The 25259-nt window shown below is 45.3% G+C and carries 32 protein-coding genes; 7 read left to right on the forward strand and 25 right to left on the reverse strand.

All coding sequences use genetic code 11. The features are described 5' to 3' along the window. The 3 genes from ICN23_RS03570 to ICN23_RS03580 are packed head-to-tail and all read right to left on the reverse strand — an operon-like array spanning window position 1 to window position 2563. Complete coding sequence (locus ICN23_RS03570) at window positions 1-1122, reverse strand: heme A synthase (protein ID WP_216230944.1); 1122 nt, start codon at window positions 1120-1122, stop codon at window positions 1-3. Next, a complete protein-coding gene (locus ICN23_RS03575; RefSeq protein WP_216230945.1) occupies window positions 1122-1778 on the reverse strand; it encodes a hypothetical protein in 657 nt (218 codons plus the stop codon). The genes ICN23_RS03570 and ICN23_RS03575 overlap by 1 nt, the downstream gene beginning before the upstream one ends. Continuing rightward, entirely contained in the window at window positions 1775-2563 is a 789-nt protein-coding gene (locus ICN23_RS03580; RefSeq protein ID WP_255532687.1) for an SURF1 family protein, read from the reverse strand. The genes ICN23_RS03575 and ICN23_RS03580 overlap by 4 nt, the downstream gene beginning before the upstream one ends. A gap of 24 nt (window positions 2564-2587) precedes the next feature. Between ICN23_RS03580 and ICN23_RS03585 the strand changes: the two genes are divergently transcribed. Next, window positions 2588-2800, forward strand: a complete 213-nt coding sequence (locus tag ICN23_RS03585; protein WP_215348025.1) for a twin transmembrane helix small protein — start codon at window positions 2588-2590, stop codon at window positions 2798-2800. Window positions 2801-2860: 60 nt separating this feature from the next. Here the strand turns inward: ICN23_RS03585 and ICN23_RS03590 are convergent, their stop codons facing one another. The 7 genes from ICN23_RS03590 to ICN23_RS03620 form a co-directional block, all read right to left on the reverse strand. Further along, complete coding sequence (locus ICN23_RS03590) at window positions 2861-3715, reverse strand: cytochrome c oxidase subunit 3 (RefSeq protein ID WP_216230946.1); 855 nt, start codon at window positions 3713-3715, stop codon at window positions 2861-2863. Window positions 3716-3744: 29 nt separating this feature from the next. Beyond that, the gene (locus ICN23_RS03595) at window positions 3745-3939 is read right to left on the reverse strand and encodes a DUF2970 domain-containing protein (RefSeq protein WP_068319664.1); all 195 of its coding nucleotides are present in this window, start codon (window positions 3937-3939) and stop codon (window positions 3745-3747) included. Beyond that, window positions 3936-4520, reverse strand: coding sequence for a cytochrome c oxidase assembly protein (locus tag ICN23_RS03600; protein WP_216230947.1), 585 nt, complete (start codon window positions 4518-4520; stop codon window positions 3936-3938). Before ICN23_RS03600 ends, ICN23_RS03595 begins: the two co-directional genes overlap by 4 nt. Before the next feature lie 12 nt (window positions 4521-4532). Further along, window positions 4533-4748: a cytochrome oxidase small assembly protein gene (locus tag ICN23_RS03605; RefSeq protein WP_216230948.1), complete on the reverse strand. Its 216-nt coding sequence runs from the start codon at window positions 4746-4748 to the stop codon at window positions 4533-4535. Further along, the gene (gene ctaD, locus ICN23_RS03610) at window positions 4648-6279 is read right to left on the reverse strand and encodes a cytochrome c oxidase subunit I (RefSeq protein WP_216230949.1); all 1632 of its coding nucleotides are present in this window, start codon (window positions 6277-6279) and stop codon (window positions 4648-4650) included. The genes ICN23_RS03605 and ctaD overlap by 101 nt, the downstream gene beginning before the upstream one ends. 43 nt (window positions 6280-6322) lie before the next feature. Then, window positions 6323-7477, reverse strand: a complete 1155-nt coding sequence (coxB, locus tag ICN23_RS03615; protein ID WP_216230950.1) for a cytochrome c oxidase subunit II — start codon at window positions 7475-7477, stop codon at window positions 6323-6325. Between the two features lie 179 nt (window positions 7478-7656). Then, window positions 7657-8454, reverse strand: a complete 798-nt coding sequence (locus tag ICN23_RS03620; RefSeq protein WP_255532688.1) for a methyltransferase domain-containing protein — start codon at window positions 8452-8454, stop codon at window positions 7657-7659. Between the two features lie 296 nt (window positions 8455-8750). On the opposite strand from ICN23_RS03620, the gene ICN23_RS09995 reads away from it, so the two are divergent. Continuing rightward, on the forward strand, window positions 8751-9239 hold the full coding sequence (locus ICN23_RS09995) for a ComF family protein (RefSeq protein WP_370624750.1): 489 nt from the start codon (window positions 8751-8753) through the stop codon (window positions 9237-9239). Then, on the forward strand, window positions 9232-9702 hold the full coding sequence (gene trmL / locus ICN23_RS03630; RefSeq protein ID WP_216230953.1) for a tRNA (uridine(34)/cytosine(34)/5-carboxymethylaminomethyluridine(34)-2'-O)-methyltransferase TrmL: 471 nt from the start codon (window positions 9232-9234) through the stop codon (window positions 9700-9702). Before ICN23_RS09995 ends, trmL begins: the two co-directional genes overlap by 8 nt. 20 nt (window positions 9703-9722) lie before the next feature. Here the strand turns inward: trmL and ICN23_RS03635 are convergent, their stop codons facing one another. From ICN23_RS03635 to ICN23_RS03650, 4 genes are read right to left on the reverse strand one after another with little or no spacing between them, the layout of a single operon-like run. Next, window positions 9723-10745 carry an NAD(P)H-dependent glycerol-3-phosphate dehydrogenase gene (locus tag ICN23_RS03635; RefSeq protein ID WP_216230954.1) on the reverse strand — a complete coding sequence of 341 codons (1023 nt, stop codon included), beginning with the start codon at window positions 10743-10745 and terminating at the stop codon, window positions 9723-9725. A 24-nt stretch (window positions 10746-10769) separates the two neighbouring features. Further along, a complete protein-coding gene (secB, locus tag ICN23_RS03640) occupies window positions 10770-11291 on the reverse strand; it encodes a protein-export chaperone SecB (RefSeq protein WP_216230955.1) in 522 nt (173 codons plus the stop codon). Window positions 11292-11318: 27 nt separating this feature from the next. Continuing rightward, window positions 11319-11573 carry a glutaredoxin 3 gene (gene grxC, locus ICN23_RS03645; protein WP_216230956.1) on the reverse strand — a complete coding sequence of 85 codons (255 nt, stop codon included), beginning with the start codon at window positions 11571-11573 and terminating at the stop codon, window positions 11319-11321. A 10-nt stretch (window positions 11574-11583) separates the two neighbouring features. Next, the gene (locus tag ICN23_RS03650) at window positions 11584-11997 is read right to left on the reverse strand and encodes a rhodanese-like domain-containing protein (protein ID WP_216230957.1); all 414 of its coding nucleotides are present in this window, start codon (window positions 11995-11997) and stop codon (window positions 11584-11586) included. Between the two features lie 22 nt (window positions 11998-12019). On the opposite strand from ICN23_RS03650, the gene gpmA reads away from it, so the two are divergent. From gpmA to ICN23_RS03665, 3 genes are read left to right on the forward strand one after another with little or no spacing between them, the layout of a single operon-like run. Continuing rightward, entirely contained in the window at window positions 12020-12709 is a 690-nt protein-coding gene (gpmA, locus tag ICN23_RS03655; protein ID WP_216230958.1) for a 2,3-diphosphoglycerate-dependent phosphoglycerate mutase, read from the forward strand. A gap of 11 nt (window positions 12710-12720) precedes the next feature. Continuing rightward, the gene (locus ICN23_RS03660; protein ID WP_216230959.1) at window positions 12721-14154 is read left to right on the forward strand and encodes a S41 family peptidase; all 1434 of its coding nucleotides are present in this window, start codon (window positions 12721-12723) and stop codon (window positions 14152-14154) included. Window positions 14155-14165: 11 nt separating this feature from the next. Continuing rightward, window positions 14166-14918, forward strand: coding sequence for a HesA/MoeB/ThiF family protein (locus ICN23_RS03665; protein WP_216230960.1), 753 nt, complete (start codon window positions 14166-14168; stop codon window positions 14916-14918). 4 nt (window positions 14919-14922) lie between these two features. Here the strand turns inward: ICN23_RS03665 and ptsP are convergent, their stop codons facing one another. From ptsP to ICN23_RS03705, 8 genes are all read right to left on the reverse strand, one after another. Then, complete coding sequence (ptsP, locus tag ICN23_RS03670) at window positions 14923-16674, reverse strand: phosphoenolpyruvate--protein phosphotransferase (protein WP_216230961.1); 1752 nt, start codon at window positions 16672-16674, stop codon at window positions 14923-14925. A 5-nt stretch (window positions 16675-16679) separates the two neighbouring features. Continuing rightward, window positions 16680-16949 (reverse strand): HPr family phosphocarrier protein, encoded by a 270-nt coding sequence (locus ICN23_RS03675; protein WP_216230962.1) that lies wholly within the window; start codon window positions 16947-16949, stop codon window positions 16680-16682. Between the two features lie 17 nt (window positions 16950-16966). Beyond that, complete coding sequence (locus ICN23_RS03680; RefSeq protein WP_216230963.1) at window positions 16967-17389, reverse strand: PTS sugar transporter subunit IIA; 423 nt, start codon at window positions 17387-17389, stop codon at window positions 16967-16969. 2 nt (window positions 17390-17391) lie between these two features. Beyond that, window positions 17392-18333 carry a glutathione synthase gene (gene gshB, locus ICN23_RS03685; protein WP_216230964.1) on the reverse strand — a complete coding sequence of 314 codons (942 nt, stop codon included), beginning with the start codon at window positions 18331-18333 and terminating at the stop codon, window positions 17392-17394. Window positions 18334-18361: 28 nt separating this feature from the next. Then, window positions 18362-19660: a glutamate--cysteine ligase gene (gshA, locus tag ICN23_RS03690; RefSeq protein ID WP_068319708.1), complete on the reverse strand. Its 1299-nt coding sequence runs from the start codon at window positions 19658-19660 to the stop codon at window positions 18362-18364. 103 nt (window positions 19661-19763) lie between these two features. Continuing rightward, the gene (locus ICN23_RS03695) at window positions 19764-21248 is read right to left on the reverse strand and encodes an ammonium transporter (RefSeq protein WP_216230965.1); all 1485 of its coding nucleotides are present in this window, start codon (window positions 21246-21248) and stop codon (window positions 19764-19766) included. 13 nt (window positions 21249-21261) lie between these two features. Further along, on the reverse strand, window positions 21262-21600 hold the full coding sequence (locus ICN23_RS03700) for a P-II family nitrogen regulator (protein ID WP_011903792.1): 339 nt from the start codon (window positions 21598-21600) through the stop codon (window positions 21262-21264). Between the two features lie 25 nt (window positions 21601-21625). After that, window positions 21626-22474: a TorF family putative porin gene (locus ICN23_RS03705; protein ID WP_216230966.1), complete on the reverse strand. Its 849-nt coding sequence runs from the start codon at window positions 22472-22474 to the stop codon at window positions 21626-21628. Between the two features lie 258 nt (window positions 22475-22732). Between ICN23_RS03705 and ICN23_RS03710 the strand changes: the two genes are divergently transcribed. Next, the gene (locus ICN23_RS03710; RefSeq protein WP_068320637.1) at window positions 22733-22987 is read left to right on the forward strand and encodes an accessory factor UbiK family protein; all 255 of its coding nucleotides are present in this window, start codon (window positions 22733-22735) and stop codon (window positions 22985-22987) included. A gap of 36 nt (window positions 22988-23023) precedes the next feature. On the opposite strand, the gene ICN23_RS03715 is transcribed toward ICN23_RS03710, so the two are convergent. The 3 genes from ICN23_RS03715 to lipB are packed head-to-tail and all read right to left on the reverse strand — an operon-like array spanning window position 23024 to window position 25252. Beyond that, entirely contained in the window at window positions 23024-23692 is a 669-nt protein-coding gene (locus tag ICN23_RS03715) for a hypothetical protein (protein ID WP_255532689.1), read from the reverse strand. Beyond that, window positions 23601-24611 carry a lipoyl synthase gene (gene lipA / locus ICN23_RS03720; RefSeq protein ID WP_216230967.1) on the reverse strand — a complete coding sequence of 337 codons (1011 nt, stop codon included), beginning with the start codon at window positions 24609-24611 and terminating at the stop codon, window positions 23601-23603. The genes ICN23_RS03715 and lipA overlap by 92 nt, the downstream gene beginning before the upstream one ends. Then, complete coding sequence (lipB, locus tag ICN23_RS03725) at window positions 24608-25252, reverse strand: lipoyl(octanoyl) transferase LipB (protein WP_216230968.1); 645 nt, start codon at window positions 25250-25252, stop codon at window positions 24608-24610. Before lipB ends, lipA begins: the two co-directional genes overlap by 4 nt. Window positions 25253-25259: the final 7 nt, after the last annotated feature.

A 25259-nucleotide genomic window follows, 5' to 3' on the forward strand; every position in this document is an offset into this window, starting at 1 on the left:
TTATGCCATCTTCTTTTGAATGAAAGGCTTCCAAGAAGCCCAATAACTCATTCTGACCAAACAGAATACCAAAGCAGCCGAGCCCGCAGTATGTAATAAGGCTGCCAATAGCGGCCACTGAAATATCACATTAGAAATACCAGTCACGATCTGCAACAGTAGTACAGTCAACAGCAGCTTAGCCACCAAACTCAGGCTAGATAGGACTGGGGTTGCCAACTGCAGTGCTTTAAAGCCTAAAGCGCCCAGCACCACCAACACCAGCAACGCAAATATGCGATGCGCCCAATGAATGGTTTGCAGCGCTATGGGGGAGATAAATTCACCTTGAGCATTGAGTCCTAATTGGCGCCAAAGAGTAAATCCCTCACGCCAGTTTGTTTCAGGCCATACGCTACCCATACAAGTCGGAAAATCTGGACATGCTAGAACGGCGTAATTAGTACTCACCCAAGCGCCTAGAAAGACTTGGATAAACAGAACCACGAAGGAAAAAGCAAGCAGTTGTGCGGGTAGCGGGCGAACGCGAATTGCGCGAATCGTAGAAGATTTTTCTTCCCAAGATTGTTGCGCATACAAAGTGAGGAAGGACAATAAAACCAAGGCCAACATCAAATGAATGGTGACAATAATGGGTTGCAACTTCAGGGTCACTGTCCAAGCGCCAAAGGCACCTTGCACGCAGACCAAAACAAGTAAACCGAGACTACCCAGCAAAGGATTTTTTCCTAAAGACTTGAGCTTGCTAAAAGCAATTCCCACCTGCACCAAAATTAGGGCGCCCACCGTCATTGCCAAATACCGATGAATCATCTCGATCCAAGCTTTGATAACTGTCACAGGCCCGGTAGGCATGGCGCTCTCGGCCTGCTGAATCTCACTGAGGGCATGAAATGGATTGGAGGTGCCATAGCATCCAGGCCAATCAGGGCAGCCTAAGCCAGAGTCGGTTAGACGTGTAAATGCACCGAACACAATCAGATCAAAAGTCATAAAGACTAATACCCAATTGAGTTTTTGGAAAAAGCTATAGCCCGGCTTTCTATAAAGATAGAGCAACGGCAGGCCCGCAAAAATAATTGCGATAGCTCCTAACTCTAAAAATAAAATCAAGCTCGGCATTACAAATTCTCGCCCTTATGATTTAACTTCAGGAGCTTTTCTAGATCTTTCTTCATGCCAGCGAACTCTTTAGGAGAGTTTGTCACTGGGAAGTACATCATCTTTGCGGGACTTGGATCAACTAGCTGAATCTGCTGACCCGCCCCTTCTTTATTTAACCAGGCCTCAAAGTCTGATCGGAGCTTAGGATCTGATGGCAGAGAAACAATTTTGAAGCCTGCAGCTTTTTCGTCATACGCTTTGGTTACTTCTGGATCAACAGGCTGACCATCGGTATTGATCCATAAAAGTTGTAGTCGGCCACCCTCTCGTCCCATGGCCACCTTTACTTGACGCATCAAAAATAAGGCTTCGATGCATTTTTCATCTCTCACCTTACATTCGCCGGCAGGACGAGCAATTAAAAGGCTCCACTTACCTTTTGTGGGCGTATCAAGCCATGCAGTATTGAACTCTTGAGCTGGGTAAACCAAAGTCCCCAAATTGGTTTTACCGCCTGCAGGCTTAATCACGTAATACGTAAAATACGATGCGATTACTGGAGAGGCGCAAGCTAGCAATAGCAATAGCATCTGAATACGACCACGACGGGTACGCGCGTTAATAGCAGCCGAATCTACCTGTGATGCCGGAATTAATAACTCTTTATCGCTCACCCTTGATCCCCATTCGCAAAACCCTGACGTTTATATTGCCGCAAACCTGTAACTAACCAAAATATGAAACCAGCAAAGGCCAAAGCAAACCACTGGAATGCATAAGCATAATGGCGATCGACCCCGCTTGTCAGAGGCGGCCACTCACGTAACAAACCATCATCCGATCCGACCTCAACCTCACGCAAAATAAATGGGGCTTGCACCCAACTATGTAAATTACCTTCAGACACTAAGTCGAAATTTTGCTCAATCCTAGGCTTACTAGTATCAATAGGATTCTTGCTGCTACCTAACTCATAAACCTTGCCAGGCTGCGCAAAAACGATGCCTTCTACATTGACTATCCGATTTGGCGTTTGTACTGGCGGCAAGGTCTCTCGATTTTCATTGTTGCGTGGCGCCCAGCCTCTATTAACCCAAAGAATCTCATCCTTGCCCTCTAGCCTTAAAGGCATCATCAGATAGAAACCCGATTGCGAAGTATTGCTGCCGGCAGGAGGAATGGGTCTAGGCCGGTTATCTAGCCAAATGGCTGCTTCTGGAACGTATTGCCCCCTTGCAATCATACGGCGCTCACGAGCCTCTTCTAAAGCCCAAGGACCGGTATTCGCATTCAAGATAGGCATTTGTTGGCGAGCCAACAAATTGGCAGCCAAGGCAATTTTGGTATCAGCCCTACTCAGCTGCCAAATGCCCGCTCCACAGCCAATCGCAATCACGATCAAGGCTGATACAGTAGCAACTATGCGCTTTGTAATGAGAGCGGTAAAAAGACTATTCAAGAGATTTAATAATAAGGATTTGTGATGAAGTGGATTATTCCAATTGTCCTACTAATGATTGTTTTTAGCTTAGGATCGGCTTTGTATTACATGATGAAAGATAGGGGCAATAGTTCACGCATGGTCCACTCACTCATGCTGCGTATCGGACTATCTATCGCACTATTTGCCGGAATTCTACTGGCCCACTACTTTGGACTCATTGAGGCCACTGGAATTAAAGTCGGCACTAATTAAGCTGCGCCATTCTTCGGGGGCTTAAAAACAAATCGGGGCTTTAGGCCCCGATTTTTGTTATTACATCCAGTAAACAGCGATGTACAGACCAAGCCAGACTACGTCAACGAAGTGCCAGTACCAAGCAGCGCCTTCAAATGCGAAATGATGCTTAGAAGTAAAGTCGCCACGAATCATACGACGCAAGACAATCGCTAACATCGTGCCACCAAGGAAAACGTGGAAGCCATGGAAACCAGTCAACATGAAGAATGTAGAACCGTAGATACCTGAAGTCAGCTTCAAGTTCAACTCATGATATGCATGGTAGTACTCATAAACCTGGAAGCCTAAGAAGACAACACCCAAACCAACAGTTGCAGCCAAGCCAATGATGGCTTTCTTCATGTGGTTTTCTACTAACGCATGGTGAGCGATAGTAATCGTTACACCAGAGCTCAAGAGCAACAATGTATTGATTGTTGGAATTGGCCAAGGACCCATGGTGGTGAATTTCTCAACCAAACCAGCAGGACCATCATTTGGCCAAACAGCCTGGAAATTAGGCCAAAGCAATTTGCTTTCTACATCACCCATCCAAGGCATCGCAATATTGCGTGCATAGAACAAAGCTGCAAAGAATGCGCCGAAGAACATGATTTCAGAGAAGATGAACCAAGCCATCGACCAGCGATAAGAGATGTCAACGTTGACACCGTTCTTGCCAGCATTGGATTCTGCAATCGTGTCACCAAACCAGTTGTAAAGAACGTAGAGAACAAACGCAACGCCTGCGAGGGTCAAAGGTCCGCCCCAAGAGGCATGATTTACCCATCCAGAAATACCAAAGCCAAAAGCAATTAAGCCAAAAGCGGCCATTGCTGGATGTCTAGATAGTCCAGGGACGAAATAGTATGGGGTTGAATTGGATGACATCTTATTCTCTCTATTCAATCAAAAAATAATCAATGGGACACAACTACTTTCACTATCAACAGGAGGACACCCATAAAAATCAAGGCGCCAATAACACCTGCAATGATAATGTGCACAAAACTCAATGAAGCAACATCTTCCTGCAAACCAGACTTCTTACGCACCCCCAAAAAGCCCCACATCACGGCTTTCATAGACTGCATAAAACTACTTTTCTTTTTCATGATGCCAACCTTGTTTTAGGTGCTGGAGGCGTATTACCTAAGCCCAATTCAAAGAAGGTATATGACAAAGTAATTGTTTTTACATCATCCGGTAAACCTGCATCGATCACAAAGACTACCGGCATCTTTTTTGTTTCTTTTGCTGCTAGCGTTTGCTCCTGGAAGCAAAAGCACTCTAATTTAGTAAAAAACTCCGTTGCACTTTTAGGCGCATAACTCGGTATTGCTTGTGCGCGTACTGGGCGATTCTGATTATTAGTTACTTCATAAACAATCTCTGTCATTTCACCAGGGTGCACTTCTAAAAAATTCTTTACTGGTTTAAAAGTAAACGGGCCACGGCTATTCGAATCAAACTCAATAGTCACCGTACGAGCATAGTTAACTTGGGTATTGCCAACCTTATTAGGGCTAAAGGCTCTGACACCATAGTCATTCTTGCTCGTTACAACATTAATTCCGGTGACCTCACATAAGGCCTTGTACATCGGAACCAAGGCATAACCAAAACCAAACATCATCACCGCTGCAATTAAGAGCTTCAACAAAATCTGGCGGTTAAGTGCTTGAGTTGTAACCATGTCTACAAGGGGTTAACCCAACAAGCTCCGTTTAATCACAATACCAATAAAAAAGACTGCTACTACGCTCAACAGAATGAAGCCCGTCCTGCGATTGCTCGCAGCAAGGGCTTGCTTTCCTGATGAATTAAATTCCTGCTTCACGCATCTGCTCTGCGCTAGGCGGAGTTTCAAAAGTGTGATGAGGCGCTGGTGAAGGTACTGTCCACTCAAGACCCTTAGCACCATCCCATGGCTTCATCGGCGCTTTTTCACCTTGACCGCGGTAAGCCGGCATCACAACGAAGAGCAAGAAGTAAACCTGCGCCAAACCGAAGCCTAATGCGCCGATCGATGCAATCGCATTGAAGTCAGCAAACTGAGTTGGGTAGTCAGCATAACGACGTGGCATACCTGCCAAGCCCAAGAAGTGCATCGGGAAGAAGGTGATGTTAAAGAAAATCATGGAAGACCAGAAATGGATCTTGCCGCGAGTTTCGTTAGCCATGTAGCCAGTCCACTTTGGACACCAGTAGTAGAAGCCAGCAAACATCGCAAACAATGAGCCTGCTACCAATACATAGTGGAAGTGAGCAACAACGTAGTAAGTATCTTGAACACCAATATCAATTGGCGCCATTGCCAAGATCAAGCCTGTAAATCCACCCATGGTGAAAACGAAGATAAAGCCGATAGCCCACAACATTGGAGTTTCAAAGGTCATCGAACCTTTCCACATTGTTGCTACCCAGTTGAAAATCTTCACGCCAGTTGGAACTGCGATCAACATGGTTGCATACATAAAGAACAGTTGGCCTGTTACTGGCATACCAGTTGCAAACATGTGGTGAGCCCAAACGATGAACGACAAGATCGCGATGGATGCAGTTGCATAAACCATTGAGCTGTAACCAAACAATGTCTTTCTGGAGAAAGCAGGAACGATTTCACTCACGATTCCGAATGCTGGAAGAATCATGATGTAAACCTCTGGGTGACCAAAGAACCAGAAAATATGCTGGAACATGATTGGGTCGCCACCGCCAACAGCGGAGAAGAATGAAGTACCGAAATGACGGTCAGTCAGAACCATCGTAATTGCACCAGCCAATACAGGCATCACAGCGATCAACAAGTAAGCAGTGATCAACCATGTCCAGCAGAACATTGGCATCTTCATTAATGTCATGCCAGGAGCGCGCATGTTCAAAATAGTTACGATGATGTTGATCGAACCCATGATTGATGAAGCACCCAATAAGTGGAGTGCAAAAATCGCCATATCCATGCCAGGGCCCATCTGTGAAGTCAATGGAGCATAGATAGTCCAGCCACCTGATGGAGCGCCGCCAGGAACGAGGAATGAACTTAACAACAATGTTGCTGCAACTGGAAGAATCCAGAAGCTAAAGTTGTTCATACGGGCAAATGCCATATCAGACGCGCCGATTTGCAAAGGCACCATCCAGTTAGCAAAGCCAACGAAGGCCGGCATAATTGCACCGAACACCATCACCAAACCGTGCATGGTTGTGAGCTGATTGAAAAACTCTGGGCGCAAGAACTGCAAACCAGGCTGGAACAATTCCAAACGAATTCCCAAGGCCATCACACCGCCAGCTAGCAAGCTAACGAATGAGAAGATCAAATACATCGTACCGATGTCTTTGTGGTTGGTTGCGAACAACCAACGACGCCAACCATGTGGTGTGTGATCGTCGTGCGCATGGTCATGCGCGTGGTCGTGTGCGTGATCGTGGGTAGTAGAGACTGTGCTCATGAATTACTCCGGTTTCGTTTTTATCTGTATTTGTTAATCTGAATTAATTGCCGCGTGCAGTAATAATGTCTTGGGTCTGAATCACTTCACCCGTCTTATTGCCCCATGCGTTACGTGTGTAAGTCATTACTGCAGCGATATCGCCATCAGAAATCACGCCAGCCCATTTCGGCATTGCGCCCTTACCGTTAATCAAGATGTTGTATTGAGCAGCTTTAGGCCCCAATACCATCTTGCTACCATCCAACGCAGGGAAAGCACCCGCGCCTTTGCCGTTAGGTTGATGACAAGCAGCACAGTTTGCTGCATAGACTTTTGCGCCACGCTCTTTTTGTTCATCCAAGGTGTAAACCTTAGATGGATCATCGCCAGCGGCACCCATTTCTTTTTTCTTCTCAGCTACCCACTTGGTGTAATCATCTTGTGAAACTACACGCACAACGATAGGCATAAAAGCGTGCTCAGCACCACAAAGCTCAGAGCACTGACCGCGGAATGTACCAATAGTCTCAGCTCTAAACCAGGTGTCACGCACGAAGCCAGGGATCGCATCTTGCTTGACACCAAAAGCTGGAATAGTCCAAGCATGGATAACGTCATTAGCAGTGGTAATCAAACGGATCTTTTTACCAACTGGCACAACCATTTCATTATCTACTTCCATCAAGTAAGTATTTGATTTTGGTGCCAAGTTATTAATTGCTTCGCGTGAAGTAGACAAAGTGGATAAGAAGCTAATACCTTCACCTTCACCTTTGATGTAGTCGTAACCCCACTTCCACTGGTATCCAGTGGTCTTAATAGTGATATCAGAGTTAGTAGTGTCTTTCATTGCTACAACAGTTTTTGTTGCAGGCAAAGCCATACCGATAACGATGAGCAATGGAATCACTGTCCAAATAATCTCGACAGTCGTGCTCTCGTGGAAAGAGGCTGATTTATGACCCAATGATTTACGGTGCTTCAAAATGGAATAGAACATCACTCCAAAAACACCCACAAAAATTAAGGCGCAAATGACCAACATCATCCAATGCAACCAATGGATCTCTTGCATGATTTTGGTTGCAGCAGGCGCGAAATTTAGCTGATTGACAGCTGGGCCACCAGGCATGTTCTCTGCTGCATGAGCAAAAGCAGCGCCAAAAGCTACTGCGAAATAGAGCGAAGCCCTAGTGACTTTTCCAAATAAATTCATCTTATTCTCTGTTTATTGTCGTGAGCAAAGCAACAAAAATGCCGCGAATTGCCCAAAAAACGGTCTCAAGCCAATACATCCTGCCGTGATTATAGGGTTAATTAGGCGCAACAACAAACCGGGATAACCCAGCCTGATCCAATCTTGACCAAGGTTTAAATGATAGTAAGTACTTACACTTAAGCAGAATCTGGCCTAGTCTTGCGTCCAATTTGATTTAGATCAATATAGGCCACACTGTCTTTAGCCTTCGCAAGATGCTTTCCAATAGCCCAAGCATGCCCATAAACCACCTCTAGGGTGAGTTTTTGCGGCAAAACTTGCGTTTCTGGGGCCTTAAAAGGGGTGGGATCAATGAGGTTTAGAGCAGCAATATCGACCAACAAAAGACTCTCGCTCTCATAGTCCAGGGTCAAGTACTCCATATCCATTACCGGATCAGAAAATCTCTCTGCTAGCAGGGCATCCCCCATGTCGTGCATATCCCAGGGGCTCAACAGATTTTTAAGTCTTAACTCGGGAGGGGTTGGCGAACGCAATTCTTTTCCAGTATCAGGTCCCAAATAACTAAATGCGATTAAACCGCCCTCGCGCAGAACGCGCCAACACTCTTGTAGAAAGTGCTTTGGGTCTTCCAGATCCTGCAACAGAAGATCGCTAAAAACTAAATCAACAGAATTGTCTGGAATATCAAATCTTCCAGATGATAAGTAGCTTGCCAATGAAGCAGTACGACTCCTGAATATGGATCGCCAATTACTGATAGCTTTAGCACGCCACAGTTGAAACGCAGAAACACTTTTGTCCGAAAGACTCCAAATGCGCGCCTTTGGATACCGCCTTGCAAACGTATGCAGATGTTTTCCGGCGAAGTCTGGAACTATCAAAATATCTTTTACATCGAGCTTAACGATGTCCAACTTTTGCAGCATGCGATCTGCAATTTCGTCTTGTAACCATCTGATGGGCTGGGTCATTGGCTCAGTATACTCAGCGCCCCATGCAATTTCCAGAGAACATTTTCCAAACAATTTTTGAACAACTTTTGCCAACTGGATGCATTGTTTGTCAAAAATTCCAGGAATACTCCATTTGCAACTGCTGCCTGGATATTGTGAGAAATGAGGGGATATTTAATTATCAAAGTTGCGACCAATGCGGTCTCGCACTCCGACCTGAGGAAATGGCCTTGCAATGTTGTGCGTCATGCCAGTTATCCAACCCCTACTTTGATGAAACCTACTGCTTAGATCGGTACACAGGGATTCTTCAAGTGCCATTGCATAAATTTAAATATCAAAAGCGGATTGCTTTTGGGTACGCACTTAGCGACATGTGGAACAAACTTCTCTCATGGCAACTTAAAGATATTGATGCAAGTTATTTGCTGCCCGTACCACTCAGCACTCAAAAGTTAGCGCAACGTGGTTTTAACCAAAGCTGGGAAATTGCCAAACGAATTCATTGCGGTAGGCACATTCAAAAATCACCTTACATGCTTTGGCGTCATCATTATTCAGAACATCAAGCTGGTAGCAATCTTGAAAACCGATACCTATCAACTAGAGGTATGTTTTATGTTCAGCCAAAGCACATTGAGCAACTACAAAATAAAACGGTCATTGTTTTTGATGATGTTATGACTAGCGGGGCAACTCTTAATGAAATTGCCCGCATTCTGAAGGACAATGGCGTATCTCGTGTTATCAACTGGGTACTTCTCAGAGCTGCACGGCCAATCTCAAGAGTGCGACATGTTTAATATTGTTTTATTCGAACCAGAAATTCCCCCCAATACTGGCAACATCATTCGCCTCTGTGCAAATACCGGTGCAAAGTTGCATTTAATAGAGCCTCTTGGGTTCCCGATGGAAGATGCAAAGCTACGCAGGGCTGGTTTGGACTATCACGAGTTCGCAAGTGTAAAAGTTCATCAAAATTGGGCGCAGTTTTTAAAAGATGAGAAGCCAGATCCTGAGCATCTCTTTGCGTTGACTACCAAAGGATCAGGAAAGTTTCATGAAGGCAAATATTCCCTTAATGATTACTTTGTATTTGGCTCAGAAACCAAAGGCATTACTGATGAAGTGAGAGATTCCATTCCTGCAAGTAATCGCATGCGCTTAGCAATGCAAGATAGCAGCCGTAGCTTGAACTTATCAAATACTGTAGCAATAGTGGTTTATGAAGCATGGCGCCAAAATGGGCTTACTGGCGGTCAATAAAACAGCTTAGCTAGTAAAGCTTACGATTCGATTTTTGGATCGCGTCCCATCAGTTTTTTAACGGCCTCATGCGGCATCAGCTTTCCAGATAATACTTCGCCCATCATGGCTGTAATGGGCATTTCCACACCCAGACGCTTAGCAAGATCTCCAACAGCTTGGGCGCATAGAACACCCTCAGCAACGTGACCAAGACTAGCTAGTATTTCTGGCAATGATTTGCCAGCTGCTAACTCGAGACCAACACGGCGATTGCGAGATAAGTCACCCGTGGCGGTCAAGATTAAATCTCCAACACCAGTAAGGCCCATACAAGTTTCAGATTTACCACCAGCAGCTTTTACTAAACGCATCATTTCTGCCAGACCTCGTGTTAGCACTGCAGCACGAGCATTCAAACCTAAATCTAGGCCGTCACCAATGCCAGCTGCTATGGCAAGAACATTCTTAACGGCGCCACCCAACTCAACACCCACTAAATCATCGCTTGAGTAAACGCGCATATTTCCGTGATGGAAAGCGGCTTGGACTATCTCACAAAGCTTGGTGTTTTTGCTTGCAACGGTTAGCGCGCAAGGCATGCCTGCACCAACTTCACGAGCAAAACTTGGGCCAGACAAGGCACCATACGAATGCGTTAAGCCATGTGAGTGAAGCTTGCTTTCACGTTCGACAACCTGATGGGGCAATAAAGCAGTATTGGGCTCTAGGCCTTTACATAACCAAATAATATTGAGTGGATGCTCAGCAACCTTCAACACTTGAGCCATTGTTTCAGAAAGACCTGACATTGGCGTAGCAATGACTAAAAGGTCATCACTAGAAAGCCTTTGAATCGCAGCAGAAAAATCACACTCAAACGTTAGCCCTTTGGGCAATTGAACGCCTGAAAGATAGTCACGGTTCTCACCGCTCTTTTGAATATCTTGTAATTGGTCTTTGCTGCGAGACCATAAACATACATCTCCCTCTTGGAGGTGGCGGGTGGCTTGCGCAGCCATCGCCGTCCCCCATGCACCAGCACCAAGAAGCGTTACTTTCATGATCTGAGTGCTTACTGAATAAGACTAGTGAGGAAGAATGATTTTGCTCTCATCAGCATCATCCTTCTTTTCTGATGCTGCTTGTTGAGCCTGCATCAAGCGATGCTCATACATGCCATGGAAATTAATCTCATTCAAATGTATCGGCTGGAAACCTGCACGACTAATAGCATCGGCAATGTTGGAGCGCAAATAAGGATACAAAATGGTTGGGCATGTAATGCCTAGCATTGGATCAACTTGCTCAACGGGAATATTATTGAACTCAAAAATACCAGCTTGCTTTGCCTCAACTAAGAACAACACCTTTCCCTCAACTTTTGCAGTGACAGTTGAGCTCAGGGAGACTTCAAAAATCTCGCTACTGACAGGAATAACTGAAATGTCGACCATGACCTCTACTTGAGGCTCGGCTTGAACTAATAAAATTTGTGGCGAATTTGGCTGCTCAAGAGACAAATCTTTCAAATAAATGCGTTGAATACGAAATGACGGCTCTTTTGAGCTATCAATACCTTCTTGAGGTGCGGAAGATTGTTCAGTCATTGCTAACTTTCTGTTGTATTGAATTTATTAAACTAAAAGTGGATCGAGCTTGCCTGCTCTATCTAAGGCAACCAAGTCGTCATAGCCACCTACATGTGTATCACCAATATAAATTTGGGGAACTGTGCGGCGTCCAGTGCGAGCCATCATGGCCTCACGCTGGGATGGGTCACGATCAATCAAGATCTTTTCTAAGTTGGCAACACCTTTTTTGATCAATAGCTTTTCTGCCATGACGCAATATGGGCAAACCTGAGTGCTATACATTGTTACTGGAGGCATTAATTTCTCCTTACTTCACTAGAGGAAGAGCTGCTTCTTTCCAAGCCTGAACACCGCCATCCAATACGCCTACTTCAACAAAACCCAGTTTTCGAGCTTCAGCAAGGTGCTTGCGGGAATGGGCGCCAGTTTCACAAACCAAGACAACTGGAAGCTTACGGTCTAACTTAAGCTTTTCAATGGCAGCAGTCAAACCAGATTCATTAACAAATTTGGCACCAGGCAGATGTCCGGCCTTAAAGAGCTCTGCAGTGCGCAAATCGAGCACATAAGCTTTGCGACGGTTAATCCAAATCGTTGCCTCAGTAGGCGACAAGCCTTTTCCGCCAATAAGCGTAGATAATGTAGGTAGGAAAAGCGCTGCGCCCGAAACCAACAGAAGGGCAATAAGCGCTAAATTATCAATTTGCGTGAGAAAGTTCATCACCGGATTATAGAATGGCTCTATGAAACAACTTGTCCTTATTCGTCATGGCGAATCCGCCTGGAACCTTGAAAACCGCTTCACTGGCTGGGCGGACGTTGACTTAACCCCAAAAGGTGCAGAACAGGCCCTAGCGGCAGGTGCAAACCTCAAAAAAGCAGGTTACGAATTTGATATCGCCTACACCTCGGTTTTAAGGCGTGCGATTCGCACTCTCTGGAACGTACAAGACACCATGGATTTGATGTGGCTGCCCGTTGTGCATAGCTGGCGTCTCAATGAGCGTCACTATGGAGCGCTCACCGGGCTCAATAAAGCAGAAACTGCAACAAAATATGGCGATGAACAAGTTCATATTTGGCGACGTTCATATGATGTACGTCCACCATTGCTCGAACATGAGGATGAGCGCAACCCCAAAAACGACCCTCGTTATTCAAAACTAAATCCTTCTGATATTCCATTAGGTGAGTGCCTGAAAGACAACGTTGATCGTGTATTGCCATTGTGGAATGAATCTATTGCGCCCGCACTGAAAGCAGGCAAGCGTGTTCTCTTAGTAGCACACGGTAATAGTATTCGCTCACTAATTAAATATTTAGATCAAATGTCTGATGAAGCCATTATGGAAGTCAATGTTCCTAATGGTGTGCCACTAGTTTACGAATTAGATGATGACCTCAAACCTATTCAACACTTTTATTTGGATTAAAGCAAAGAGCTATGCGCCAATTTCTAAAGAATTTTGCACTGATCGCCGTTGGTCTTATTGCTGGTGTAGCAGCTACGATCCAGCTTTCTGCGACCGCCCAGCAAGGCTCTCAGCTCCCGCTGGATGAGCTGCGTACACTTTCTAACGTCTTTGCGCAGATCAAGCGTGAGTATGTCGAACCGATTGAAGATAAGCAATTATTGACAGATGCAGTCAAGGGAATGGTGAGTAGTCTTGATCCACACTCCACCTTCTTAGACAAAAAAGATTTTTCAGAAATGCAGGAGCAAACTACCGGAAAGTTTGCTGGTCTTGGAATTGAAATTACCTCCGAAGATGGAGTAGTAAAAGTATTAAATCCCATTGAAGATAGTCCTGCTGCACGCGCAGGTCTCCAAGCGGGAGATTTAATTACACGTCTCGATGACAAACCAGTGCGAGGTATGTCTCTCGACAAAGCAGTCCGTACTATGCGCGGTACACCAGGAACCAAAATTACATTGACAGTGTTTCGTAAGAGTGAAGAACGTAGCTTTCCAGTAACCATCACTCGCGCAGAAATTAAAGTTCAATCTGTCAAAACCAAAATTCTCGACAACGATATTGCTTGGGTACGTATCACGAGCTTTCAAGAGCGCACCGTTCCTGATCTTGCTAAGAAATTAACCGATATCGCCAACCAAGATCCAAAACTCAAGGGCATCATTCTTGACCTTCGTAACAATGGTGGCGGCCTATTACAAGGCGCCGTAGGAGTCGCAGCTGCATTCTTACCCGCCGATGCCATTATTGTGTCTACTAAAGGCCAGTCCCCTGATTCGAAGCAAGTATTTAATGCCACGCCAGCTATGTACCGCCTCAATGAACCAGGCGACCCTCTAGCAGGAGTACCGGCGATATTTAAAAAGCTTCCAATGGTAGTTTTGGTAAATGCCTATTCCGCTTCTGCCTCTGAGATTGTGGCTGGTGCACTCCAAGACTACAAACGTGCAACCATCATTGGAAAAACTACTTTTGGTAAGGGCTCAGTACAGACTGTTCGCCCCCTAACGAATGATTCAGCACTCAAAATTACTACCGCTTACTACTACACCCCGAGCGGTAAGTCGATTCAGGCTTTTGGCGTTAAACCAGATATTCCAGTAGATCAAAATAAGGATGGCGATCCAGATGATGTATTGATCACCCGTGAGATTGATAGCGAGAAGCACCTGCGTAATAAGCAATCTGCTGAAGACAAACTGATTAAAGATCGTGAGCAACGTCGCCTCGAAGAGCTACAACGCATTGAAGAAAAAAATGCCAAGAAAACTCCTGAGGAAAAAGAGAAAGACAAAAATAAGAAGCCCACTGAACTTGGTAGCGCAGATGACTTCATGCTTTCTCAAGCAGTGGCCTTTATTAATGGCCAGCCTGTAAAACGCTCATCATCCAAACTCGAATAATTTTTACGCGCATGAATGATGAGCAGTTACTTCGCTACTCAAGGCATTTACTGCTAGAGGAAATTGATGTTGCTGGCCAAGAAAAACTGCTGGGCTCGCATGTATTGGTCATTGGCGCAGGCGGCCTAGGTAGCGCTGCTGCACCTTACTTAGCGGCTGCAGGAGTAGGTCACATCACCCTAATGGATCATGATGCAGTAGAGCTAACGAATTTGCAGCGCCAAATCATGCATGTCGAAAGTAGTATTGGCAAAAGTAAAGTTGCCTCTGGAAAAGGGTTTCTAGAGCGCCTAAATTCCACCATTCAAATTGAAGCTATTCAAGCTAAAGCGACTAATTCCCTCCTGGATGAGTTATTGCCGAGTGTGGATGTAGTATTAGATTGCACAGATAATTTTTCAACAAGACACCTCATTAATGCTGCCTGCGTTAAAAACCAAACTCCATTGGTTTCAGGGTCAGCGCTTAAATTTGACGGTCAAGTGAGCGTCTTTGATCCTCGCAACCCAAGCTCACCTTGCTATGCCTGCATATTTTCTCCAGATGAGCAATTTGAAGAAGTCAGCTGCTCTAGCATGGGCATCTTTTCGCCACTAGTCGGAATTATTGGTGCTATGCAAGCAGCTCAAGCTTTACAAGTTTTGATTGGTTTCGGTGAAACCTTGATGGGGCGTATGTTGCTTTGGAATGGACGCACCACCCAGATTGATGAAATCCGCATTAGCCGCAATGCCGAATGTTCGGTATGTGGCACGGCACACTAAACCTTTAGGACAGCAATCGTTCTAAAGCCTTGGCTTGCTCTTCGGGCTCATAAGCTCTTAAGACCCTACCTATGCGGGCTTTTAGTAAACCTACATTAGCTTGCAAAATCTCGCGCTTCACCAATAGCAGCTGACTAAAGTGCATTGAAAAATCGGTCAGGCCCAGCGCCAGCAATAACCTTGTTAACGCAGGATCACCAGCCATCTCGCCACAAACCGCCACAGGCACATTAGCGCGCTTAGCTTGTTCAATGATGTTTGCCAATAAATTCAATATCGCTGGATGCAGCGGATCATATAAATGTGCAACCGCGTGATCTGCCCGATCGATTGCTAAGGTGTACTGGATTAAATCGTTAGTGCCAATAGATAGAAAATCAAAGCGATTAATAAACAACGGCAATACTAATGCGGCAGCCGGAATTTCAATCATGGCACCAACTTGAATATTGGGATTGAATGCTTTGCCACGTTGATGCAATTGTTGCTTTGCTTTTTCAATCAATCTAAATGTTTCATCGATTTCTTTAGCATGTGCCAACATCGGAATCATGATGCGAGCTTGACCATGCGCTGATGCGCGCAAGATCGCTCTCAGCTGCGTCAAGAATATTTCAGGCTCAGTGAGGGACCAGCGAATCGCCCGCAAACCCAGTGGTGATGTGCCAGTTTGAGAAATATCGCCACCGCCACCTAAAGCTTTATCAGCGCCAACGTCAATCGTTCTGATATTGACGGGCAAGCCATGCATCAAATCCACTACACGGCGATATTCTTGGTACTGTTGCTCTTCATCAGGTAAAGCTTGCTTGCGATCCATGAATAAGAATTCAGAGCGAAATAGACCAACACCTACAGCACCCAACTTCACAGCCTGAATAGCATCTTCTGGTAATTCGATATTGGCAAATAACTCAATTTCAACACGATCAGCTGTTTCAGTTTTTGCATGCTTTAACTGCTGAAGCTTACGAGCCTCTTTTAAAACTTGAGTTTGTAGCTTGCGATATTCAGACAAGAGTTGCTCATCAGGAGCAACTACAACAACGCCACGCTCGCCATCTAATACCAGCCAGTCGCCATGACGGATCATTTCACTCGCGTGGCGAACTCCTACTACCGCAGGAATCTCCATGCTACGAGCCACAATAGCGGTATGTGAGGTCTTTCCACCAAGATCTGTCACAAACCCTGTAAAAGCATGCTCTTTAAAGCGCAACATATCGTGCGGGGCAATATCGTGAGCAACAATAATGGACTCCACACCGATTTCACTGCCAGGCAAGAAATCAGAGTCATTCAAAGAGTCTTTTTTCTGCGCATTTAACGCTTTAATAACTCGCTCAGCAACCTGCCGTATATCGTTAGCGCGCTCTTTTAAATACGCATCCTCAATATCTGCAAATTGCTCCAAAAGATCATTGAGCTCGGTTGTTAAAGCCCAAGCCGCATTCAATCTTTGAGTACGAATTAACTTAATTGGCTTCTCAGCTAAAGCAGGATCAGCCAAGATCATGCCGTGTACATCTAAAAATGCTGCCATCTCTTGTGGCGCATCCTTTGGCAAACCCTGACGTAATTGCTCCAGCTCTAGACGCACTTGATCAAATGCATCTAATAATTTTTGGGCCTCAGCCTCTTCTTTGCCAGCCTCAACCAAATGATGGCTAACTTCTAATGCTGCGCGCGAAATCAGTACGGCCTTGCCAATGGCAATGCCTTTCGATACTGGAATTCCGTGCAAAGCAAATGTCATGCTAATTACTCACCTTCACCAAAACGATCATTAATTAATGCTGTCAGGGCCTGCATTGCCTCATCTTCCTTTTCGCCAACAGTCTCAAGAGTCACAGTGCTGCCAATACCTGCTGCCAACATCATGACACCCATGATGCTCTTAGCATTAATTTGACGCCCATTACGTGACAAGAATATTTCACAAGGAAATTGCGCAGCCAACTGAGATAGCTTCGCGGAAGCGCGAGCATGTAAACCCAATTTATTAATGATTTCGATTTCTGCAATAGGCATTGTGCGATGAGCCCTTTTTAATCTTGGTTTACTTTTGAACCCAGGCGCAAGATTCCATGCTGCCCGCCAACTAATGCCTTTTGTGCAAGCTCTTCTAGACTCTCGCCGCGATGAGAGATGCAGCGCATCAACATCGGAAGGTTAAGTCCCGCCAACACAATCACTGGGGCATTTAATCCTGATAAGGGACCCAAAGCCTCTAACTTAGATGCAACATTGGCAGGGGTGGCTCCCATGACGTCTGTCAGGATGAGTACGCCATTGCCGGTATTGACACCATAAGCTGCCTTCAGCACGCGATCAAAGCTAACCTTGGTGTCCTCGTGCGGAGGAATATCTACCGCACGCACTCTTTCAGGTACTACACCAAAGGTATGCTCTGCAAATCCCAACATTGCGCTCGCAACAGGTGTGTGAGCAACGATGACAATTCCAGCCATATTTATGCCAATGCTTTCTCTAGTGTTGCCAACCAAAATTTTGGAACATCAAAATTACTCTGGTCGGTAATTTCAACAAAACAAGTCGGACTAGTCACATTAATTTCAGTGAGGTAGCCGCCAATTAAATCCAATCCAACTAAGAATAATCCACGCTGATTGAGTATTGGCGCCAATTTTTCAGCAACCTTTATTTCAGTCTCAGTTAAAGGCATTGCAACGCCTTTGCCACCAGCCGCTAAATTTCCGCGGATTTCACTACCTTGAGGAATACGGGCCAATGCAAAAGGCACCACCTCACCACCAATTAATAAAACCCGCTTATCGCCCTGGGCAATCTCCGGAAGAAAGCGTTGAACCATCAGCGTTCTCGCGCCATTTTCACCAAGCGTTTCCACGATACTGGCGAGATTAAGCCCATCAGCGCCTACCCTAAATACGCCCATACCACCCATACCATCTAAGGGTTTGATTACGATATCCCGATGAATTTGATGAAAACGTTCTACAGCATCCAATTCACGCGTAACCAAACTAGGTGGAATAAGCTCTGGAAACTCAGTGATAGAAAGTTTCTCTGAGTGATCACGAACCGCACTTGGCTCATTAAATACTTTTGCACCTTGACGAACTGCTGCTGACAGCAACCAAGTTGTATTGAGGTATTCAATATCAAATGGTGGATCTGTACGCATGAGCACTGCTGAAAAAGATTTAAGTGCTCGAGATTCAATGTCGCCTAACTCATACCAATTAGTAGAACTAGGTTTGATTGTCAAAGATTGGCAATCAGCCACAACCAAGTCATCTCTCCACAAAACATTTCTGCTTTGACAAAACCACAATTGATGCCCTGCCTCTTGCGCAACGCGCATCATTGCAAGCGTGGAATCTTTTTGAATCTTGAAAGATTCAAGAGGGTCTGCAATAAAAAGAAGGTCCATTTTTGCTATTGAGAGATTAGCGTTTCATTTATGCAGCTTCAGCATCTGGATCAGTGCGCTCTAATTCCAATGATGCAGCAAGAAGAGCCAAACGGGCAACCACGCCATATAGATAGAAGCGATTAGGCGCTGCACTACCTGGCTTAGCACCTAAATCAGGCATGGAATTTTGCTCAAATGCCAACGGTACAAAGTGCATGCCAGGAGCATTGAGATTTTCATCTGGGCCACGATCAGTATGCACTCGATAGAAGCCGCCAATGACGTAACGATCGATCATATAAACAACTGGCTCAGCAACGGCTTCATTTACTTTTTCGAAGGTATAAACACCCTCTTGAATCAATACATCACTGACTTCAAGGCCTTCCTTAACCACACTCATCTTATTGCGGTCTTTGCGGTTCAAACCCTTTAACTGCGCAGGATCATTCACCACCATGATGCCCATGCCATAAGTCCCAGCATCTGCTTTCACTACGACATAAGGCTTTTCTTTAATGCCATATTCGCGGTATTTCTTCGCAGTCTTTTTCAATACCTGCTCAACTGCAGTCTGCAGCTCATCTTCACCTTTGCGCTCATGAAAATTAATATTCGAGCAACTTGAAAAATAGGGGTTGATCATCCACGGATCAATGTCAACCACTTTGGCAAATTTCTTTGCGACCTCTTCATAAGCGGCAAAGTGATTGGATTTCCGACGAACGTGCCAGCCCGCATGCAGGCCTGGCAATAGATATTGTTCGTAAATATTTTCCAGAATCGGAGGAATACCTGCAGATAAATCGTTGTTCAGCAAAATGGAGCAAGGATCAAAATCTTTTAAGCCTAAGCGCTGCTTCTTGAGTCCCAAGCGCGACAGGGGCTCCATTAATAAACGATTCCCATCAGGCAACTCAATCCAAGTGGGCTTCTTAATTTCTTCTGAGAAAGTACCGAGGCGAACGTTCAATCCAGCTTGACGCAAAATGGAAGACAAGCGAGCAATATTTTGCAAATAGAAAGTATTGCGAGTGTGACGCTCAGGAATTAGCAATAAGTTTTTGGCTTCTGGACAAATCTTCTCGATTGCGGCCATTGCAGCTTGCACAGCTAAAGGCAACATCTGCGGAGATAGGTTATTAAACCCACCTGGAAAAAGATTGGTATCTACCGGAGCCAGCTTAAAGCCAGAATTACGCAAATCCACCGAACAGTAAAACGGCGGAGTATGTTCTTGCCATTCCAGCCTGAACCAACGCTCAATGGTTGGGGTCGCTTCTAGAACCTTTGACTCTAATTCGAGCAAAGGGCCGCTGAGTGCAGTAATGAGATGTGGAACCATTCCACCATTGTAAGATTATTAAAAGAAAGACGCGGGATCCGAGGATCCCGCGCTTAAAACTAGGCAGCCAACCAAGGCCGCCCAGTGAGGGGTAATCTACTAATTAAGACTCGTAAGCAGACTCACCGTGTGAGCTGATATCCAAGCCTTCGCGCTCTTGATCTTCCTTAACGCGTAAACCAATCACGATATCGACTAATTTGAAGGCAATATATGAAACTACGCCTGACCAAATTAAAGTCACAATCACGCCTTGGCTTTGGATCCAAAGCTGGCTAGCGATAGAGTAATCAGGGGCAACAGCATTTGCTACATAGTCCCAGATACCTGTTCCGCCGAGTGCTGGATCAGCAAATACGCCGGTTAACAAAGCGCCCAAGATACCGCCAACGCCATGCACACCGAATACGTCCAAGCTGTCGTCTGAACCCAATATTCTCTTGAGACCAGAAACACCCCACAAACAAACTACACCAGCAGCAGCACCGATGGCGAGAGCACCCATTGGACCAACAAAGCCAGCAGCAGGAGTAACAGCAACTAAACCAGCTACGCAACCAGATGCAGCGCCCAACATGGAAGGCTTGCCTTTTGTAATCCACTCAGCAAATGACCAACCCAATACTGCAGCGGCAGTTGCCAACAATGTATTTACGAAAGCTAATACCGCACTGCCATTTGCTTCGAGAGCTGAACCAGCATTGAAGCCAAACCAACCAAACCACAAAAGTGATGCGCCAATCATGACGAATACCAAGTTGTGTGGCTTCATTGCTTCTTTGCCGTAACCCAAACGCTTGCCAACCACGTATGAACCAACCAAGCCTGCGATCGCAGCATTGATGTGAACAACAGTACCGCCAGCAAAGTCGAGAACACCCTTCTGCCACAACCAGCCAGCACGCGCTGTAATTGCTTCGAGTGATGCAGCATCTTTGATGTCATCTGGACCAGGCCAGAACCAGACCATGTGAGCGATTGGTAAATAGCTGAAAGTAAACCAAAGAATCACAAACAAAATGATCGCGGAGAACTTCGCACGCTCAGCAAATGCACCAACGATCAAGCAGCAAGTAATTGTTGCGAATGCAGCCTGGAAAGCCATAAATACAAACTCAGGAATAACAACACCCTTACTAAAGGTAGCCGCTACTGAATCAGGATTCATGCCTTGCAAGAACAAACGATCTAATCCACCAATAAATGCCCCGCCTTCGCTAAACGCAAAGCTATAGCCATAAAGAGACCATAAGACCGTTACTAATGAAAAGATAAACATACACTGTACGAGTACAGACAGAATGTTTTTGCTACGTGTTAAACCGCCGTAGAACAAAGCCAAACCAGGCAGAGTCATCAAAATTACTAATGCGGTACACACTAGCAACCAAGCTGTATCTGCTTTATTGCACTTTTCAGAGCAAAGGACTGGAGCAGGCTCTGCAGCAGCAGGCGTTGCAGCAGGAGCTGTTACAGCTGGCTTTTTAACTTCATCAGCATGCGCTGGCGAAGTAACCATCACACCAGTAGCGCCAATAGCCAAGGCCATAGCACCACTAGCAACGAGTCGTTTCATCCAAGTTAACATTTTGAACCTCTCTTTAAAGTGCTGACGCGCCGGTTTCACCGGTACGAATACGAATGACGTGCTCAACTGGCGAGACAAAAATCTTGCCGTCACCAATCTTGCCAGTACGCGCAGATTTTTCAATTGCTTCAATCGCGCGCTCCAAGATGCCATCTTCAACAGCAGCTTCAATTTTTACTTTAGGCAAAAAGTCGACAACATACTCAGCACCGCGATACAACTCAGTGTGACCTTTTTGACGACCAAAGCCTTTAACCTCAGTGACGGTAATGCCCGAAACTCCAACTTCTGAGAGAGCTTCGCGCACTTCGTCAAGCTTGAATGGCTTGATGATTGCGGTAATTAATTTCATACGTTTCTCCGTTCAGAGGAAATAATTAAAATACTTTTGTGAGAGAAACTACAGCACCTGGACGACCTGCAGAGCTAGTCATAACTCCAGTTGTTGTGCTTGACCATGTGTTCCACCAAACTGGATTTGCATTGGTGCTTACATAAGCAGCTGAAAGAGATAAGCCTCCCCCAAAGTCTTTAGTTGCGCCAACCTTAAAGTCTGTATAGCTAAGATTGTTTTGGCCTTGCAACAATGGACCACTTGTAACAGGCTGACCAGCAACGTATTGATAGCCAATGTGCCCATTCAAGCTAATACCCCAAATGCCAGTGTCATAGTTTGCTGTGAGGTCTGGATACACAGAACCTGTACTATTTGGGATACCAAAGATGTTTGTTAATGAATAGTTCACCTTAACAAAACCAGTAACCGGGCCAAAGGTAAAGTTTTGAGCAGCATACAGTTCTGTTGTATTTGGATTCAACATCATGGCGTTATAGTTGCCGCCAGTTTGTGGATAGTAGTACTGCAATACACCAAAGTCAGAAGCAAAACCTTCAGCAATCAACTCCTTCTTAAAACCACCGTAGAAGTCCATTTCAATCGGCGCTTTAACTCCGTTATTTGTAGTATTAGCCACCCAGTTAATCGTGCTGTTCCAGTTGCCGATATAGAAACCGCTCTCATGGGCATAATCAAAACCGCCCTGAATTGCTGGTTGATAGTTTGTTTGAGAAATACCACGGTAGCGATAGTCATTAGTGATCGACACGTTTGCTGTAACCGGGCTCACTTCTGGAGCCTCCGCCGCAGGAGCAGTTTGCGCAAATGCTGCGGTTGCAAATAAACCAGAGGCTGCTAGAGCGATGGCTGTCTTTTGAATTGTTTTCATTTAAAACTCCTAAGTGATCATGAAAAGGGAAAAATGCTTATTGCATGGAGTGATCATGAAGGTCGGCCCTTTTTTGAATTTCTGCAGATTCACCTAATTAATGCTTATGCACTTTTTTGGTGCTTACTATTGCACCTGATGAGTGAATTTGGGCCATTTATCGGGTTTTGACCCCCTTTTGGGCATTTTTAGCGCTACAACTTAAAATAGAGATCTGTATCTTTTCTGCAACTCTCAATAGAACTGCGAATCCCCATCATGCAAAAACCCGGTGAAATTCTCGAGCAAATCCAACGTATCGCCAGCGATATGCAAAACAAGGTTGGTGATGCAATCCGCAATTCTCCAGCTCAAGAGATTGAAAAGAATGTGCGCGCGATGATGAACCAGGGATTTCAGAAAATGGACTTGGTCACACGTGAGGAGTTTGAACTTCAGAGCAAGGTACTTGCTAAAACACGTGAAAAACTAGAGGCACTTGAAGCTAAAGTGGCAGCACTGGAAAAACAGTAATAGCCAGCAGCTACCTCAAATTAAATTAGTCAGGCTTTACTCGGGCAAAAAATCATTAAAGAAGTTTTCATATTCCTCTTTAGCAAAAAAAGTTTTTGCATTGTCTGAGCTTGCTTTTGCATGTAGCACTGAGATCTGATAGACCCAACTGTCTCCATTGGGCGCCACCCGATTAATCCAGCGTACGCGCATGAGCTGCTGTGTTTTGTCATTCGACTTCAAATCAAGAAAATAATCTTTGGTCGATAAACGTTGTCGGTCTAGGGTTTTATAAAAAGCATCTTCAATCATGACATTGCCGCCAGACGCCTTTGTCCTCTCAATTAAATTAGTCTGCAACTGGGAAAGCAACTTATTCAATGATGATGCTTGATTGGCTGGTAACTGAATAGTGCTGACCGAATAAATATCGTCGTCAATTTTTACGGCTTCGAGTGTTTGAGAAAGCTCCTGTTCCCCATAGGGAATCTTGCGCTCCAGTTTATCTGGCTTACCCGGAAATAAAGCGGTATATCTTTCTTGTGGCGACTGGACTGTACGCCAATCTAATTTGGGGCTACACCCAACCAGAAAAACTAAAGCCGCTAAAAAAATAACGGCTTTATAAACTTTTCTAAACAACCCCAGCTCCATGCGCCTGTTGATCTGCGTGATAGCTTGAGCGCACCATAGCCCCGACTGCCGCATGCGAGAAGCCCATTTCATAAGCCTTTTCTTCAAACATCTTGAAGACATCGGGATGTACATAACGCGTCACCGGCAAATGATGGCCTGAAGGAGCAAGATACTGGCCGATCGTGAGCATGTCGATATTGTGCTCACGCATATCACGCATAACTTCTAAAATTTCTTCATCCGTTTCACCAAGACCAACCATCAAACCACTTTTAGTGGGTACATGTGGAAAGCGCTCTTTGAAGTCTTTTAGGAGCTTTAATGAATGTAAGTAGTCAGCTCCAGGTCTAGCTTGTTTATACAAACGAGGTACTGTCTCTAGGTTGTGATTCATTACATCAGGCAAACCACTCGGCGCATGATCAGCAAAAATATCTAAAGCCTTATCAAGGCGGCCACGAAAATCTGGCACCAATACTTCGATGCGGGTGTTGGGCGAAAGAGTACGTGATTGAGAAATGCAATCCACATAATGCATTGCACCCCCATCTCGTAGATCATCACGATCCACGCTAGTAATAACAACATAGTTCAACTTCAGGGCAGCAATAGTGCGCGCTAGATTGGCCGGCTCTTTTGTATCCAAAGGATCTGGTCTGCCGTGCCCTACATCGCAGAATGGGCAGCGACGTGTACATTTGTCACCCATGATCATGAATGTTGCCGTGCCTTTACCGAAGCATTCACCAATATTTGGACAACTTGCCTCTTCACAAACTGTTACCAATTCGTTCTCGCGCAGAATCTTTTTAATTTCAGAAAAGCGTGAATTGTTGGAAGCAGCTTTAACTCTGATCCAATCTGGCTTTTTAAGCACCTGTTCTAGCGGAACAATCTTGATTGGAATGCGCGCAGTCTTCTCACTTGATTTTTGCTTACGTGATGCGTCGTAATTAAGGTCTTGGCGACCCTCAAGAGGTGTGTTGGTGTCAGGCTTATTTATTGTCATGATGGCATCAGTTGCTTTTGTAAATGCTGCAAAAGCCTTTGGCTAATAGTGTCTATATTGTCCTTGATCCCAAGGGTTTGCATATCAACCGTCTTTAAACCCTCATAACCACAAGGGTGGATGCGCTGGAAAGCCTCTAAATCAGTTGCGACATTGAGAGCTAGGCCATGATAGGAGCAGCTTTTAGAGACTTTAAGACCCAAGGCAGCAATCTTCGCCCCAATCCATTCTGGAGGCACTCCTGACTGCTGTGAGACGTAAATTCCTGGGGCGCCTGGATGTCTTTCGGCCTGAATACCGAAATCGGTCAGCGTATCGATCACTGCTTGCTCTATTCGAGAGACCAGTTCTTTGACAAAAATTCCAAGACGCCTTAGATCCAGCAAAAGGTAAACCACGATTTGGCCGGGACCGTGATATGTAATCTCGCCTCCACGATCGACCTGCACCAAAGGAATTTGATTGCTCGGCGAATGTAAATTTCCCGCATCGCCTGCTAGGCCCAAAGTAAAAACCGGGGGGTGCTCTAAGACCCAAATCTCATCAGGCGTTTCACTGGTGCGCGCTTTAGTAAATGCTTGCATCGCTTCATACGTCGCTGCGTAATCCGCCAATCCAAGCTGTTTGACTAAAGCTAACATTAATTAA

The organism is Polynucleobacter sp. MWH-Jannik1A5, assembly GCF_018881795.1.
Taxonomy (GTDB): domain Bacteria; phylum Pseudomonadota; class Gammaproteobacteria; order Burkholderiales; family Burkholderiaceae; genus Polynucleobacter.